Consider the following 15,881-nt stretch of genomic DNA (forward strand, 5'->3'; position numbering starts at 1 on the left):
CTACCAACTAAATAGGAATACTGCGGATTGGACTTTCGATGAGACGGCTCCCCCTGCGCCGCCTGGTCACGCTGGCCACCCTGGCCGTGGTCGGCGCGGCCACGCTCGGCACCACCGCCGCCTGCGGCGACGACAGCGACGCCGCCGGCGACTCCGGCCCGGTGACGCTGCGCCTGGGCTATTTCCCCAACCTCACCCACGCGCCCGCCGTGGTGGGCGTGGAGAAGGGGATCTTCAAGGAGAAGCTCGGCGGCGACGTGACGCTGGAGACGAAGACGTTCAACGCCGGTCCGGCGGCCATCGAGGCGGTCTTCTCCGGCGCGCTGGACGCCACGTACATCGGTCCGAACCCGACCGTGAACGCCTTCTCCAAGTCGAAGGGCGAGGCGGTCCGGGTGGTCTCCGGCGCCGCGTCCGGCGGCGTCGCGCTGGTGGTCAAGCCCGGCATCACCTCGGTGGAGCAGCTCCGTGGCAAGAAGATCGCCACGCCGCAGCTCGGCAACACCCAGGACGTCGCGCTGCGCTACTGGCTCAAGGAGAAGGGCCTGACGACCACCAAGGAGGGCGGCGGCGACGTCAAGGTCGTCCCCCAGGAGAACGCGCAGACCGTCGAGACGTTCGGCAGCGGCGCCATCGACGGCGCCTGGGTGCCGGAGCCGTTCGTGTCCCGGCTGGTCAACGCCGGCGGCAAGGTGCTCGTCGACGAGCGCGACCTCTGGCCGGACAAGAAGTTCGTCATCACGAACCTGCTGGTCAGCACCAAGTTCCTCAAGGCGCACCCGGACGTGGTGAAGAAGCTGGTCGAGGGTCAGGTCGCGGCGAACGAGTTCGTCAACACCAAGCCGGACGAGGCGCAGCAGGCCGTCTCCGCACACATCGGCAAGATCACCGGTAAGCCGCTGGACATCAAGCTGATCAAGCAGGCCTGGTCGACGTTGGAGTTCACCAACGACCCGATCGCGTCCTCGCTGAAGGCCGGCCTGGACCACGCCGTCGCGGTCGGGCTGACCCAGCCGGTCGACCTGAACGGCCTCTACGACCTGAAGTACCTCAACGAGGTGCTGAAGGCCGAGGGCAAGCCCGAGGTCACCCAGCCGTGACGTCGACCACGACGACCCCGCGCAGCGCGACCGGCTCGGTCGCGCTGCGCGGCGTGACCAAGGTGTACGGCCAGGGCGAGCAGGCCGTCCTGGCGCTGGACGGGGTGTCGCTGGACGTCGCCCCGGGCGAGTTCGTCTGCCTGGTCGGCGCGTCCGGCTGCGGCAAGAGCACGCTGCTGAACCTGGTCGCCGGCCTGGACCGGGTCAGCGGCGGCGCGATCGAGTTGGGCGAGGGCGTCAACCCGGGCCTGATGTTCCAGGAGCCGGCGCTGTTCCCGTGGTCGACCGTCGAGGGCAACGTCGAGGTGCCGCTGAAGCTGCGCGGGCTCCCGCGCGACCAGCGTCGCGAGCGGGTGGCCGAGCTGCTGCGCACGGTCCACCTGTCCGACTTCGGCCGCAAGCGCCCGCACCAGCTCTCCGGCGGCATGCGGCAGCGGGTCGCGTTGGCCCGTACGCTCGCGCTGGACACCCCGGTGCTGCTGATGGACGAGCCGTTCGGCGCGCTCGACGCGATGACGCGGGACATCCTGCACGACGAGTTGGAGCGGATCTGGGGCGAGCGCAAGCTCACCGTCCTGTTCGTCACGCACAACGTGCGCGAGGCCGCCCGGCTCGCCGACCGGATCGTGCTGCTCTCCAGCCGGCCCGGCCGGATCATCTACTCCACCCGGGTCGACGTGCCGCGACCCCGGCGGATCGACTCGCCGGAGGTCTCGGCCATCGCCGCCGAGGTCACCGACCGGCTGCGCAAGGAGGTGGGCCGGCATGGCCAGTGACACCCTCGCCGGGTCGGCGCGTACCGACGCGGAGATCTCCGGCCTCGACGCGCTGGAGATCGCCGGCCAGGAGAAGGGCCCGTCCCGGCTGCGCCGGCTCTGGTCCGCCACCTGGCCCAAGTTCGCCGCGCTCGCGATGGCCATCGCCCTCTGGCAGGCCGTGGTCTGGAGCGGGTGGAAGGAGCCCTGGGCGCTGTCCGGCCCGCTGGTGGTCTTCGGCGACCTCGGCCACTACCTGGTCAGCTCCGCGCTCTGGGAGGGCCTGGCCACCACCGCCCGCCGGGCGGCCGTCGGGTTCGCCGCCGCGGTCGCGGTGGGTCTGCTGCTCGGTCTGGGCGTGGCCCGGGTCAAGGTGCTCCGCGCCGCGCTCGGCTCGATGATCACCGCGTTGCAGACCATGCCGTCGATCGCCTGGTTCCCGCTGGCCATCCTGCTGTTCCAGCTCAGCGAGCAGGCCATCTTCTTCGTGGTGGTGCTCGGCGCCGCGCCGTCGGTCGCCAACGGCGTCATCCACGGCGTGGACTACGTGCCGCCGCTGCTGGTCCGCGCCGGCCGCAACCTCGGCGCCCGCGGGCTCAACCTCTACCGGTACGTGATCGCGCCGGCCGCGCTGCCCGCCATCGTGGCCGGGCTCAAGCAGGGCTGGGCGTTCGCCTGGCGCAGTCTGATGGCCGGTGAGCTGCTGGTGGTCATCGACACCCGCACCTCGATCGGCGCGCAGCTCACCTACGCCCGCGAGCTGAGCGAGGCGCCCCGGCTGATGGCCATCATGATCGTGATCCTGGTGGTCGGCCTGCTGGTGGACACCGCGTTCGGCGCGGCCGACAAGGCGATCCGCCGCCGCTGGGGCGTGCTGGACCAGGCCGGCAACTGACCTCGTGTACATCTCCGCGCGCGCCGACTACGCGCTCCGGGCCATGCTCGCCGTCGCCGACGCCGGATCCACCGGCGACGGGGACCCCGGCGGCGAGCTGGTCAAGGCCGCGAGCCTGGCCGAACGCCAGGACATCCCGCTCAGCTTCCTCCAGGGCATCCTGCTCGACCTGCGGCGGGCCGGACTGCTGCACAGCCACCGCGGCACCGAGGGCGGGTACGCGCTGAGCAGACCCCCGGCCGAGATCAGTGTCGGTGACGTGCTGCGTGCGGTCGGCGGCGCGCTCACCAGCGTTCGGGGCATGCCCGCGGACCGGGCCGGCTATCACGGGGTGGCCACCGGGCTGCGGGACGTCTGGCTGGCGGTGGACGGCGCGATCGCGCTTGTGGTGGACCGCACCACGCTGGCCGACCTGCTGGCGGACCGCGCCCCGGCGCCCTGAGTCCGCCGGCCGGTGGCCCGCGCCCCGGCGCCGAGGGCCGGTGCGGGGCGCCCGAGGCCGGGCGGGGCCCGGTGCCGGGGCCCCGCCCGGCTGCTCGCGCCCCGGGCGGTGACGGCGCTGGTGCCGAGGGCGACGGGTGCCCGCCGCCGCCCACGAGCGGCCTGGTCGGAACGGACCGCCGCCCACGAGCGGCCTGGTCGGGTGGCCCGCTGCCGACAGAACGGATCAGTGGGGGCCGCCCCAGGAAGACATCCCCCTGGAGCAATATGACCGAGCGGCATATTTATACCGCTGAGGTATATCCGTTTCTGCCGTACATCCGTCACCGGACGTGACCCTGCGTGGTCCCCGTCGGGCCCGGTGACCGTACGGATCAGCCGGGGTTGAAGGTGCGGGCCGCGCCCCGGTCCGGCGGACCGCCCGCCGTCGGATGCCAGGGGCCGAACGCGGCCACCACGGCGAGCGCCAGACCGGCGCCCGCCACCGCGAGCACCAGCAGCACCTCGCGGGCCCCGTCACCCGGGCCGGCGTCACCCGCCATGGTCGCCCCTCCCGTGTCCGGCCGGTCCCCCGACCGGCCCACGGACCCCAGCATCGTCGCCCGGACGAGAGCGGACAGTCGGCCACCCGACTGAACACTCGCTGATCCCCGACTCAGCGAGGCACCGCATAACGGCCGGTCAGCGGGCCCGCACGGAACGTCCGGTCAGCGGCGGCGCGGGCGACGGCGGGGACGGGTCCCCGGCGCGGGGTGCGCGGCGACCGGCGGCGGGACGGCGATGGTCACCGGCGTACCGGAGGGCTCGCGCGCCCCGGTCAGCCGGCCCAGCTCCGCGTCGCCGGCGCGTACCCGGGTGGTCTGCGCCTTGATCCCGGCGGTGCTCATCAGCCGGGCGACGTCCCGGCGCTGCTCCGGCAGGACGAGCGTGACCACGGTGCCGGACTCCCCGGCCCGCGCGGTCCGGCCGCCCCGGTGCAGGTAGTCCTTCGCCTCCGTGGGCGGATCGGCGTTGACCACCAGGTCCAGCCCGTCGACGTGGATGCCGCGGGCCGCCACGTCGGTGGCCACCAGCGCGGTGACCTGCCCGGTGCGGAACTGCTCCAGGATCCGGGTGCGCTGCGGCTGCGACTTGCCGCCGTGCAGCGCGGCGGCGCGGACGCCCTTGGCGAGCAGTTGGCGGGCCACCCGGTCGGCGCGGTGCTTGGTGGCGATGAAGACGATGGTGCGGCCCTCCCGCGCGGCGATGTGGGCCAGCGCGGCCGGCTTGTCCTCCGCCTCCAGGTGCAACACGTGGTGCGTCATCGCGGTGACCGTGGCGGTGCCCGGGTCCACGGAGTGCGTGACCGGCTCGGAGAGGAACCGGCGGACCAGCCGGTCCACGCCGCGGTCCAGGGTGGCCGAGAAGAGCATCCGCTGCCCGCCCGGGGCGACCTGCTCCAGCAGCTTCGTCACCTGCGGCAGGAAGCCCATGTCGGCCATCTGGTCCGCCTCGTCGAGCACGGTGATCTCGACCTGGTCCAGCCGGGCGGACCCGCGGTCGATCAGGTCGTGCAGCCGGCCCGGCGTGGCCACCAGCACCTCGGCCCCGGCCCGCAACGCGTCCGCCTGGCGGGTGAGGGAGAGCCCACCGACCACGGTGGCGCAGCGCAGCCCGAGCACACCGGCGTACGGGGTGAGCGCGGCGGTCACCTGCGCGGCCAGTTCCCGGGTGGGCACCAGCACCAGCGCGAGCGGGCGGCCGGGCCGCGCCCGGCGGCCGGCCGTCCGGTGCAGCAGCGGCAACCCGAACGCGAGCGTCTTGCCGGAGCCGGTCCGCCCGCGGCCGAGCACGTCCCGGCCGGCGAGCGAGTCGGGCAGGGTTGCCGACTGGATCGGGAACGGCGTGGTGATGCCCTGCGCGGTCAGCTCGGCGACGAGCGCCGGTGCCAGCCCGGTGGCGGCGAAAGTGGGCATGGTCGTGGTCATGTGGAAAGCCTTCCTCGAGGCGGCACGTGTCGAGGAAGGGCGCCGGGCGACGGCGCGTCACCGGCGTGGCCGGTGATCACAAGCACGAACCGAAAGGGACGGGCCGGCCCGCCTCGGCGCGCCAGCTCCCGCGTACGGGAGGGCGGCGCGGCGGGCCGGCCCGTGCACCACGCCCGGCGGGGCGCGGTGGTGGTGCCGGTTGATCCGAAGATCAGAGCGGGCGAATGTTCTCCGCCTGCGGGCCCTTCTGGCCCTGGGTCACCTCGAACTCGACCCGCTGGTTCTCGTCCAGGCTCCGGTAGCCGGAGGTCTGGATCGCCGAGAAGTGGGCGAAGACGTCGGCGCCGCCGTCGTCCGGGGTGATGAAGCCGAAGCCCTTGTCAGCGTTGAACCACTTGACGGTGCCAATTGCCATGTGTTTCGTCTCCTTGACGGAACGGTCGGCCCGCACGTGTTGCGGGCCGGAGAGGAGCCCACCACGCATGGGCTGCGTGGCGTGCCTGTCGCTGCTGGTCGCCCCGCCCGGAGAACTCCGGACACAACAAAGAGCGCCTGGGGCCACAATCCGCCAGGCGCACACAGAGTCTCTGGAAACCAAAACTGCAACGAGACCAACGTACCACGGATCCCGCCCGGTGGGGAGATCACGTCGAAATTTCCGGCACGGCGGCCACCAACGCGGTCAGCCCCTCGACGTCGAGCAGGTCCGCCGGGCGGACGGTCACCGCGTCCCGCACGTAGTGGAACGCCGCGCCGACCCGTTCCACCGGCACGCCGGCCAACTCCGCCCAGGCCAGCCGGTAGACCGCGAGCTGCACCGCCGCCGCCTCGGCCTCCGGGCCGGTGAGCTGGCGGCCGGTCTTCCAGTCCACCACGTCGTAACGCCCGCCGGGGCGGCCGAAGACGGCGTCCATCCGACCCCGGACCACCACGCCGGCGATCACCGTGGCGAACGGCACCTCGACCTCCACCGGCACCCGGTCGGCCCACTCGCTGGCCAGGAACCGCTCCTGCAACTCGGCCAGCGCCCCGTCCGGGGCGGCGTCGTCGTCGGCGGCACCGGGCAACTCGTCGACGTCCAGCAGCCGGTCGGCGCCGAAGCGCTGCTCCAGCCAGGCGTGGAAGGCGGTGCCCCGCCGCGCGTACGGGCTGGGTGCGCTCGGCATCGGACGACGCAGCGCACGGGCCAGTGCCTCCGGGTTCCGGCGCAACGCCACGAGCTGGGTCACCGAGAGCTGGCCGGGCAGCTCGACCTCGACCGCCTCGGCCCGGCGGGCCAGTTCCGCCCGCTCGGCGAGCAGCAGATCGGCCTCCCGCCGCCAGCGCTCCACCTCCGCGTCGGCGTCGTCCGGCGGGGTCGCGCCCGCCTCGACGGCGGTCGACCCGACGGTGGCCAGCAGCGCGGTCTCGCGACGGGCCGCCGCCGGGTCGGCCAGGTGACGACGGACCAGCGCCGCCGCCTCGGTCAGCGCCGGCCGACGCCCGCCCAGCGGGTCGGCCGGCCACTCCGCCCGCAGCACCGTCTCGGTGGTCGGGTTCACCGCGTCCCCGGCCGGCTCCGGCGCCCACGCGTCGACCACGTGCCCGTCCGTCCCGGCCAGGGCGACGTCGTACACCTCGCGCAGGAACGTCGACGGGCCGCGGAACCGCTTCGTCCCCTCCCCCCACCAGTAGCCGGAGCAGAGCAGCAACCGGCGCGGCCGGGTCACCGCCACGTACGCCAGCCGGCGCTCCTCCCGCTCGTCGTGCGCCCGCCAGTCGTCGGTGAACCCGGCCAACGCACGGGCCACCTCACGCTGGTCCGCCGCCTCCGGCAGGGCCAGCTCGGGCAGCCCGTCCGCGTCGCCGCGCAGCGGGAACGGCAGCACGCCGAGCCCGCCCAGCCAGTGGTCGGAGTTGCGCACCGGCCCCGGCCACCCACCGCGGGTCAGCCCGGCCACCGCCACCACGTCCCACTCCAGGCCCTTCGCGGCGTGCGCGGTGAGCACCTGCACGGCGCCGGCCACCACCTCGACCTCGCCCGGGGCCAGCCCGCGCTCCTCGTCCTCGGCGGCGGACAGGTAGGCGAGAAAACCGGCCAGTGTGGCGCCGGGCGTCTCGCCGCTGAACCGCGCCGCGACGTCGCCGAGCGCGTCCAGGTGGGCGCGGGCCAGCCCGGCGTCGCCGGCGCCGTTCCGGCCGGCCCGGACCGCCACCTCCACGTCCAGCCCGATGGTCCGTTCGATGTCCGCGATCAGCTCCGGCAGCGACTGGTCCAGCCGGTACCGCAGCAGCGCCAGCTCCATCCCGTACGACCGCAGCCGCGCGAACCCCTCCGCCGAGTACGCCTGCGCCGGCCCGAGGTCGGCCAGCGCCTCCACCAGCGTCGCCTCGTCCAGCACGTCCACGGTGATCTCCGGCCCGTCGTCGCCGGTCAGCTCGCGACGGCTGCGGGCGATGGCCCGGGCGCGCCGGTGCAGGGCGACCAGATCGCGCGGGCCGATCCGCCAGCGCGCGCCGGTGAGCAGCCGCAGCAGCGCCGCCCCGTCGGTCGGGTCGGCCAACACGCGCAGCGTGCAGACCACGTCCCGGACCTCCGGGGTGTCCAGCAGGCCGCCCAGCCCGACCACGTCGACCGGCAGGCCCCGGGCCCGCAGCGCGGCCTCGATCGCCGGGATCTGGCTGCGCAGCCGCACCAGCACCGCGGTCGTCGGCCGACGGTCCGCCGGAATGTGCTCGGGCAACGCGCCCGGCATCCCGGCCGCGCCCCGCCACGCCGCCAGCACGCTGTCCGCGATCCAGTCGGCCTCGTCGGCGTACGTCGGCAGCAGCGCGCAGTGCACCGTGCCGGCGGCCCGACCGCCCGGCGTCCGGTGCGGGATCGGCTCGCGGACGCTGAGCGCGGCGTGCAGCTCGGGCACCCGGGCGCCGGCCGCCCGCAGCGGCACCGAGAGCGCGTTCGCGACGCCGAGGATCTCCGGCCGGTTACGCCAGCTCGTGGTGAGACCGAGCACCTCGGCGGGGGTGCCGTCGGCGCGGGCGAACTCACCGGGGAACCGGTCCAGCGTGCCGGCGCTCGCCCCGCGCCAGCCGTAGATCGACTGGCACGGGTCACCGACCGCGGTGACCGGGTGGCCGCCGCCGAACAGCGCGTTGAGCAGCACCACCTGCGCGTGGCTGGTGTCCTGGTACTCGTCGAGCAGCACCACCCGGAACCGGTCCCGCTCGATCACGCCGACGCCCGGGTGGTCCCGGGCCACCCGGGCCGCGCGGGCGAGCTGGTCGGCGAAGTCCATCGCCTCGAAGTCGTCCTTGCGCCGGGCGTACGCCCGGACCAGCGGCAGCAGCTTCAGCCGGGTCCGCTGGAGCTGGAGCGCCTTGCGCACGTCGGCGTAGACCCGGCCGGGGCGGGACTGCACCTCGGCGAAGAACCGGCCGGTCCAGCCGGCCAGCTCGTCCGGGTCGACCAGGTGCTCGTCCAACTCGCCGGCGAGCGCCAGCACCGCGTCGGTGATGGTGGACGGCATCCGGTCCACCTCGGACATGTCGCCGTCGTAGTTGCGCACCAGCAGGTCGACGAGCTGCCAGCGGGACGCCTCGGTGAGCAGCCGGGTGGTCGGCTCGTACCCGGCGCGCAACCCGTGCTCGGTGACGATCCGCCCGGCGTACGAGTGGTACGTGGAGACGGTCGGCTCGCCCGCGAACGGGTCCTCACGCGGGTCCCGCCGGGGCCGCCCCAGCCGGCGGACGAGCTGGTCGAGGCGGGTCCGCACCCGGTGCGCCAGCTCGCCGGCCGCCTTGCGGGTGAAGGTGAGCCCGAGGATGTGCTCGGGGCGCACGTACGCGTTGGCGACCAGCCAGACCACCCGGGCGGCCATCGTCTCGGTCTTGCCCGAGCCGGCGCCAGCGACCACCAGCAGCGGCTCCACCGGCGCCGCGATGATCGCGGCCTGCTCCCGGGTGGGCGCCGGCAGCCGGAGCAGCCGGGCCAGCTCGACGGGCGTGTAGCGGGGCCCGGCGTCGGCGGACCGGGGCGTGGGCGGCGGCGTGCCGGTGGCGTCGAACAGCGCCGGCTGGGTCGTCATGGTCCGGTCCTCGTCCGGCTCCGCGCGGTCACGCCGGATCCTCCGGGGGCGGCTCGACCACCTGGCGGCCCTGGCCGGAGACCGGGCAGCTGGTGCGTACCGGGCAGACCCGGCACTTGGAGTTGGCGACGGCGGCGAACGTGGCGGCGGCCATCGTGTCGGCGGTCCGGCGGACCAGCGCGGTGGCCCAGCCGGCCTCCGGGCCCTCCCCGGCCGCGGCCTGGGCCTGCTCCTTGGCGTCCCGGGCGCCGGTGCCGAGCTGGACCAGCGCGGCCCCGCCGGACTCCGCGCCGAACTCCGCGAACCCACCCGCCTCCACGGCCGCCTGGTACGCCCCGAGCTGCGGGTGCTCGGCGACCTCCCGCTCGGTGACCGCGGTGGACTTGCCGGTCTTCAGGTCGATCACCACGAGCCGGCCCTCGGCGTCGACCTCCAGCCGGTCGACGCGGCCGGTCAGCTCGACCGGCCGGGCCGGATCGTCGAGGCGGACCGCGAACTCGTGTTCGATGGCGAGCAGCCGGCGCGGATTGCCGGCCAGCCAGCGCAGCAGCTTGTCGACCATCGCCTCGGCGCGCTGCCGCTCCGGGCCGACCATCCACCGGGCGGCCAGCTCGATCGCGTCGAACCGGGCGGCAACGTACTCCAACAACGTCTCCCGGTCGACGCTCGCGTCCTCGGCCAGCATCGCGGCGGCGTGCACCAGGTTGCCGACGCCCTGCGCGGCGCTGGCCGGCCCGCTGCCGCCGTGCCGTTCCAGCAGCCAGCGCAGGCTGCACCGCAACGCGCTCTCCATGGCCGAGGGGGTGACCCGCACCGGCTCGCCGTCGTCGACGAGCGGCCGGTCGTCGGAGAGACCGCGCAGCCCCCACCAGTCGTCCGGGTGCGCGCCGGGCACCCCGGCGGCGGCCAGCCGGGCCAGCTCGCCCGCCGCCGCGCGCCGCCGGCTCACCGGCGCCGCCGGGTCGGTGATCGCGGTACGCAGCTCCGCCACCAACGCGGACAGGGTGAGCCCGCGCGGCGGCAGCGTCACCGGGAGCGCGCCGGACGGCGCGTCCGCCGGGTGGTCGTCGCCGTGCGGCACCGGCCCGTCCGGCGCCGGGCCCCCGCCCGTCGGCCCGTCACCGGGCGGCTCGCCGTCGGGTGGGGTGGTGCCTCCGGCGCCGGTGGCGGGCGGCTCGCCGGCGGCCAGCTCGTGCAGGAAGCGGCTGGGCTGCTCCTCGTGGTCGTCGCCACCGACCGCCGCCGAGGCGACCGCGGAGACCAGCAGCCGACGCCGGGCCCGGCTGACCGCGACGTGGAACAGCCGCCGCTCCTCGTCCAGCAACGCCGACGTCTGCCCGACCAGGCTGGCCCGTAGCCCCGCCCCGTCGGCCCGGCCGGCGAGCACGTCGACCAGCCGCTCCGAGCCGAGCAGGCTGCCGCGCAGCCGCAGGTCGGGCCAGACGCCCTCCTGGACCCCGGCGACGGCGACGAGGTCCCACTCCAGGCCCTTGGCGGCGTGCGCGGTGAGCAAGCGGACCGCCTCGCCGCGGTCGGCGGCGGCGGCGAGCGTGTCCGCCGGCAACTCCTGCCCGAGCACGTGGTCGAGGAAGACCTCGGTGCGCGCCCCCGGCAGCCGGTCGGTGAACCGGGCGGCGGCGTCGAAGAGCACCAGGACGGCGTCCAGGTCACGGTCGGCGGCCTCGGCCCGCCACCGCCGGGCGGTCTCGTGCTCGCCGGTGGCCTCCCGCCCCTGGGTGATCGTCCCGGCCCAGCGCTCGGCCAGCCCGCTCTCCCGCCACACCGCCCAGAGCACATCCTCGGCGGTGGCGCCCGGGGTGGCGGCGGCCTCCCGGGCGGTCGCCAGCAGACGCGCGACGGCCTGCGCGGGCGCCGCCCAACGACGCTCGACGGCGGCCAGCTCGGCCGGGTCGCGCAGCGCCTCCACCAGCAGCTCGCCGGAGGGGCGGCGGTCGCCGCCGGCCAACGCGAGCGCCCGCATCCCCTGCCGCAGTCGTCGCTCGGCCAGCGGGTCGGCGCCGCCCAGCGGCGAGTGCAGCAGCGCCACCGCCGCCTCCTCGTCCAGCCGGTCGGGTTCGAGCGCGCAGCGGAGCAGGAGCAGCAGCGGGGCCACCGCCGGCTGGAGGTGCAGCGGCAGGTCCTCGCCGTGCACGACGGTGGGCACCCCGGCGGTGTGCAGGGCGCGCCGCAGCGACGGAAGCTGCCGCCCGGTGGACCGGACCAGCACCGCCATCCGGGACCAGGGCACGCCGTCGAGCAGGTGTGCCTCGCGCAGCGCGTGGGCCAGCCAGGCCGACTCACTGGTCGCCGAGCGGAACGTGCGCACCTCGACCGCCCCCGCCGGCGCGTCCGGGAGCGGACGCAGCCGCCGGTGCGCCGCCGGGCCGCGCAGCCGCCGGGCCAGCCGGGCGGTCGCCGCCAGCAGCTCCGGCCCGGCCCGGTAGGACGTGGTCAGCGTGACCTGGGCGGCCGGTGCGCCGGACGCGGTCCGGAACCGGTGACCGAACGTGCTGACCACGGCCGGGTCGGCGCCGCGGAACGAGTACGTGGAGGAGTCCGGGTCGGCGAAGGCGACCAGGGACCGGCCGCCACCGGCCACCACCGCGAGCAGGTCCACCTGGGCCGGGTCGGTGTCGGCCAGCTCGTCGACGTAGATGTGGGCCAGGCGGCGGCGTTCGGCGGCGAGCAGCTCGGGATCGTCGAGCAGCATGCCGGTGGCGGCCCGGACCAGCTCCGCCGGGTCGTACGCGACCGAGCCCCGGTTGCTCACGTCGCGCAACGCGAGGACGGCGACGTACTCCCGGAGGAAGCGGGCGGCGGCCGGCCAGTCGGCGCGGCCCAGCTTCTCGCCCAGCCGGGCCAGCTCGACCGGGCCGACGCCCCGCTCCGCGGCCCGCATCAGCAGGTCGCGAAGCTGCTGGGCGAACGCCCGGGTCCGCAGCGCCGGACGCAGGTCCTCCGGCCAGCCGACCGGGTCGTCCGCCGGCTCGTCGCCGACCACGTCGAGCAGCTCCCGGATGATCAGATCCTGCTCCGGGCCGGTGAGCAGCCGGGGCGACGGCTCGCCACGCTCGGCCGCGGCGCGGCGGAGCAGCCCGAACGCGTACGCCGGGAACGTGCGGACCAGCGGCTCACGCACCGCCCGGTGGCCGTCGCCGGCGATCCGCGCCTCGATGCGCCGACGCAGCTCGGTGGCGCCGCGCCGACCGAACGTGAGCACCAGCACGCGTTCCGGGTCGACGCCCTCGGCCACCCGGGCGGCGACCGCCTCGACCAGGGTGGCGGTCTTCCCGGTGCCGGGACCACCCACGACGAGCATCGGCCCGTCGGTGTGCGCGATCACCTCGGCCTGCACCGGGTCGGCCCGACGCCGCCCGCCGGCGGTCTGCCCGGCCAAGGTCTGCCCGGCCTCGGTCCTGGCGGGGGCGGCTCGGTGCTCGCCTGCGGCTGTCGCACCGGGCAACGGGTGCGCGCCATCGCCCGCCGACCCCCCGGATCGCGGCTCCGACACGGCCGGCCCGTCGGACCGGCCCACCCCCTGCCCCGCCCCGGCGCCGTGGGTGACCCCCGCCCCCGCGTCGCCGGGCCGGCGCACCAACCGGTACGCCTGCATCACCGACATCCCACCACGCCGGTACGACACCCGGAAACCGACGCGGCCCCACCGCGCGCACGCATCGGTACGGGTGTGTGGGCGCGGGGGGTCAGGTGAGGCGGGCGTCGATGAGGTCGAGGGCGGCGGGCACGCTGTCGGCGACCATCAGCAGGTCGAGGCCGGCCGGCTTGAGGAAGTTGCGCTCGGCCAGCGTGCCGAGCCAGTCGAGCAGCGGGCGGTAGAAGCCGTCCGCGTCGACAAGCACCATCGGCTTGGCGTGCAGGGCCAGCGTGGCGGTGGTCCAGACCTCGAACAGCTCGTCGAGCGTGCCCAGCCCGCCGGGCAGCGTGACGAACGCGTCGGACCGGTCGACCATCAGCGTCTTGCGGCTGGCCATCCCGTCGGTGACCAGCAGCTCGTCGGCGGCCAGGTCGGCGACCTCCAGGTCGACCAGGGTCTGCGGAATGACGCCGAGCGTGCGACCACCGGCCGCCCGCGCGCCGTCCGCCACCGCGCCCATCATCCCGACACAGCCGCCGCCGCTGACCAGCGTGTGCCCGCGCCGGGCCAGCTCCGCGCCGGTCTCGGTGGCCAGCGCCAGCCAGCGGTCGTCGAGGGTACGCGATGACGCGCAGAACACGCAGACGTCGGCCATGTCAGCGCGCCCCGGCCGGGCCCTCGGGTGCGGCCTCGGCGGCGGCCTGCTGGTCGGCGGCCACCCGGGCGACCGCCTCCTCGCGTACCGCCTCCTGCTCGGCGGAGAGCACCGCCTCGGCCTCCACGATGTGCCGGACCGCCTCGTTGACGTCGTCGGTGACGCAGATCAGGTCGAGATCGCTCGGGCCGATCTTGCCGTCCGCCGCCATGGTGGCGCGCAGCCAGTCGAGCAGGCCGCCCCAGTAGTCGGCGCCCATCAGCACGACCGGGAACCGGGTCACCTTGCCGGTCTGCACCAGGGTGAGCGCCTCGAACAGCTCGTCCATGGTGCCGAAGCCGCCGGGCAGCACCACGAACGCCTGGGCGTACTTGACGAACATGGTCTTGCGGGCGAAGAAGTAGCGGAAGTCGATGGCCAGGTCGACCCAGTCGTTGAGGCCCTGCTCGAACGGCAGCTCGATGCCGAGCCCGACGGAGAGACCGCCCGCCTCGCCGGCCCCCCGGTTGGCGGCCTCCATCACGCCCGGACCACCACCGGTGATCACCGCGTAGCCGGCCCGGGCCAGCGCGCCGCCCAGCTCCTCGGCCAGCCGGCACTCCGGGCTGTCCGGCTTGCTGCGGGCCGACCCGAAGACGCTGACCGCGGGCGGCAGGTCGGCGAGCGTGTCGAACCCCTCGACGAACTCGGACAGGATCCGCAACGCCCGCCAGGCGTCCTTGGTCTTCCAGTCGCTGCGTCCCCGGGAGTCGAGCAGCCGCTGGTCCGCGGTGCTGCTCGGGATCGCCCGGTTGCGGAGCGTGACCGCTCCCCGGTGGCGTTCGACGCGCGGCCCCTGCTCAGCCGGCCTCCCGGTGCTCTCGCTCATGGGGCCACCGTAGTGGAGCGGCGGCGACGCGGCGCGGAGGCCGGCGAGCCGGAGAAAATCTTCGCGATCAAGGCAACTAATTCGCTCGCCCGTACGTCTTACTATTCACATACCCGGTATGCCCGGGGACGCGCCTTCGGGGGAGGAGCCAGCGTGTGATCAGCAACAGCGAGATGATCCGGATCCGCCGGCAGATGCAGCGGCGGATCCACGACGTGGTGGCCGAGCGCCGCCGCGCCCGAATGGTGGAGGCGCACCGCTCCGAGCCGGCCGCCGACACCGACGAGGCGGACGCGCCGCTGACCACGCGCGCCTGACCATCCGCAGGCCCGCGACGCCGGGCGCGGGCCTGCGGATCGTCGGTACGTCAGGCGGCGAGCCAGCGGTGCAGGGTGGCCGCGCCGTCCCGGATCTTGGTCAGCTCGACGTGCTCGTCCTTGTGGTGCGCCAGGTTGGGGTCGCCGGGGCCGAAGTTGAGCGCCGGAATGCCCATGGCCGCGAACCGGGCCACGTCGGTCCAGCCCAGCTTGCCGATCGGGGCGGCGCCGACCGCGGCCAGGAACTCCTGCGCCGCCGGGTTGTCCAGCCCCGGCGCCGCGCCGGCCGCCGCGTCGGTGACCGTCAGTTCGAAGCCGGCGAAGACCTCGCGCAGGTGGGCCTCGGCCTGCGTCGGGTTCCGGTCCGGAGCGTACCGGTAGTTGATCTCGATGTCGCAGCGGTCCGGGATGACGTTGCCGGCCACCCCGCCGTGGATCCCGGTGGCGTTGAGCCCCTCGCGGTAGTCGCAGCCCTCGATGGTCACCCGACGCGCCTCGTACGCGCCGAGCCGGCGCAACACCTCACCGGCGCCGTGGATGGCGTTCACCCCGTGCCAGGAGCGGGCGGCGTGGGCCCGCTCGCCGTGCGTGGTGACCATGGCCCGCATCGTGCCCTGGCAGCCCGCCTCGACGATCCCGTACGTGGGCTCCAGCAGCACTGCGAAGTCGGCCGTCAGCCACTCGGGGTGGCTCTGCGACACCAGCGTGAGGCCGTTGTAGCGGGACTCGATCTCCTCGGCCTCGTAGAAGAGGTACGTGACGTCGTAGCGCGGGTCGGGCAGCGTCACGGCCAGGTGCAGCGCGAAGGCCACCCCGGACTTCATGTCGGAGGTGCCGCAGCCGTACATCAGGTCGCCGCGCATGCTCGACGGGAAGTTGCCGTTGAGCGGCACGGTGTCCAGGTGGCCGGCGAGCACCACCCGCTGCGGGCGGCCCAGGTCGGTGCGGGCCATCAGCGTGTTCGAGTGCCGTTGGGTGCTCAGGTGGGGTACGCCGCGCAGCACCTCCTCGACGCAGTCGGTGATCGCCTTCTCGTTGAGGGAGACCGACTCGATGTCGACCAGGGCACGGGTCAGTGCCACCGGATCGGCCAGGACCTCGGGGGTCAACGGGTTCTGCATGTCTCGCACGGTACCGTCATCCACGGTGGGTGCGAGGGACACGTTCCGCGCCCGCGGCCGCGAGCAGCGGCGGACGCCGCCGCCGGAGGAGAGAGGTAACACC

Annotated in this window: 13 protein-coding genes; 5 read left to right on the plus strand and 8 right to left on the minus strand. The window is 75.0% G+C overall.

The window, feature by feature from the left end; genetic code table 11:
* Positions 1-38: 38 nt before the first annotated feature.
* The 4 genes from ACIA6B_RS31015 to ACIA6B_RS31030 are packed head-to-tail and all read left to right on the plus strand — an operon-like array spanning position 39 to position 3,192.
* Complete coding sequence (locus tag ACIA6B_RS31015) at positions 39-1,100, plus strand: ABC transporter substrate-binding protein (RefSeq protein WP_396778813.1); 1,062 nt, start codon at positions 39-41, stop codon at positions 1,098-1,100.
* Positions 1,097-1,876: an ABC transporter ATP-binding protein gene (locus tag ACIA6B_RS31020; protein ID WP_107162056.1), complete on the plus strand. Its 780-nt coding sequence runs from the start codon at positions 1,097-1,099 to the stop codon at positions 1,874-1,876. The genes ACIA6B_RS31015 and ACIA6B_RS31020 overlap by 4 nt, the downstream gene beginning before the upstream one ends.
* Positions 1,866-2,750: an ABC transporter permease gene (locus tag ACIA6B_RS31025; RefSeq protein WP_396778816.1), complete on the plus strand. Its 885-nt coding sequence runs from the start codon at positions 1,866-1,868 to the stop codon at positions 2,748-2,750. Before ACIA6B_RS31020 ends, ACIA6B_RS31025 begins: the two co-directional genes overlap by 11 nt.
* Positions 2,751-2,754: 4 nt before the next feature.
* Entirely contained in the window at positions 2,755-3,192 is a 438-nt protein-coding gene (locus tag ACIA6B_RS31030) for an Rrf2 family transcriptional regulator (protein ID WP_281937838.1), read from the plus strand.
* A gap of 373 nt (positions 3,193-3,565) precedes the next feature.
* Here the strand turns inward: ACIA6B_RS31030 and ACIA6B_RS31035 are convergent, their stop codons facing one another.
* The 7 genes from ACIA6B_RS31035 to ACIA6B_RS31065 form a co-directional block, all read right to left on the minus strand.
* On the minus strand, positions 3,566-3,733 hold the full coding sequence (locus ACIA6B_RS31035) for a hypothetical protein (RefSeq protein WP_396778818.1): 168 nt from the start codon (positions 3,731-3,733) through the stop codon (positions 3,566-3,568).
* Between the two features lie 165 nt (positions 3,734-3,898).
* Positions 3,899-5,158 carry a DEAD/DEAH box helicase gene (locus tag ACIA6B_RS31040; protein ID WP_396778820.1) on the minus strand — a complete coding sequence of 420 codons (1,260 nt, stop codon included), beginning with the start codon at positions 5,156-5,158 and terminating at the stop codon, positions 3,899-3,901.
* A 211-nt stretch (positions 5,159-5,369) separates the two neighbouring features.
* Positions 5,370-5,573 (minus strand): cold-shock protein, encoded by a 204-nt coding sequence (locus ACIA6B_RS31045; protein WP_013288421.1) that lies wholly within the window; start codon positions 5,571-5,573, stop codon positions 5,370-5,372.
* A 229-nt stretch (positions 5,574-5,802) separates the two neighbouring features.
* Complete coding sequence (locus ACIA6B_RS31050) at positions 5,803-9,222, minus strand: ATP-dependent helicase (RefSeq protein ID WP_396778822.1); 3,420 nt, start codon at positions 9,220-9,222, stop codon at positions 5,803-5,805.
* Positions 9,223-9,250: 28 nt separating this feature from the next.
* Complete coding sequence (locus tag ACIA6B_RS31055) at positions 9,251-12,835, minus strand: ATP-dependent helicase (RefSeq protein ID WP_396778861.1); 3,585 nt, start codon at positions 12,833-12,835, stop codon at positions 9,251-9,253.
* A gap of 91 nt (positions 12,836-12,926) precedes the next feature.
* A complete protein-coding gene (locus tag ACIA6B_RS31060) occupies positions 12,927-13,472 on the minus strand; it encodes a TIGR00730 family Rossman fold protein (protein WP_281937845.1) in 546 nt (181 codons plus the stop codon).
* Between the two features lies 1 nt (position 13,473).
* Positions 13,474-14,340: a TIGR00730 family Rossman fold protein gene (locus ACIA6B_RS31065; protein WP_396778824.1), complete on the minus strand. Its 867-nt coding sequence runs from the start codon at positions 14,338-14,340 to the stop codon at positions 13,474-13,476.
* 155 nt (positions 14,341-14,495) lie between these two features.
* Between ACIA6B_RS31065 and ACIA6B_RS31070 the strand changes: the two genes are divergently transcribed.
* Complete coding sequence (locus ACIA6B_RS31070; protein ID WP_396778826.1) at positions 14,496-14,657, plus strand: hypothetical protein; 162 nt, start codon at positions 14,496-14,498, stop codon at positions 14,655-14,657.
* 50 nt (positions 14,658-14,707) lie between these two features.
* On the opposite strand, the gene dapE is transcribed toward ACIA6B_RS31070, so the two are convergent.
* A complete protein-coding gene (gene dapE, locus ACIA6B_RS31075) occupies positions 14,708-15,778 on the minus strand; it encodes a succinyl-diaminopimelate desuccinylase (RefSeq protein ID WP_396778828.1) in 1,071 nt (356 codons plus the stop codon).
* Positions 15,779-15,881: the final 103 nt, after the last annotated feature.

It is taken from the genome of Micromonospora sp. NPDC051141 (assembly GCF_044455765.1).
GTDB lineage: Bacteria > Actinomycetota > Actinomycetes > Mycobacteriales > Micromonosporaceae > Micromonospora.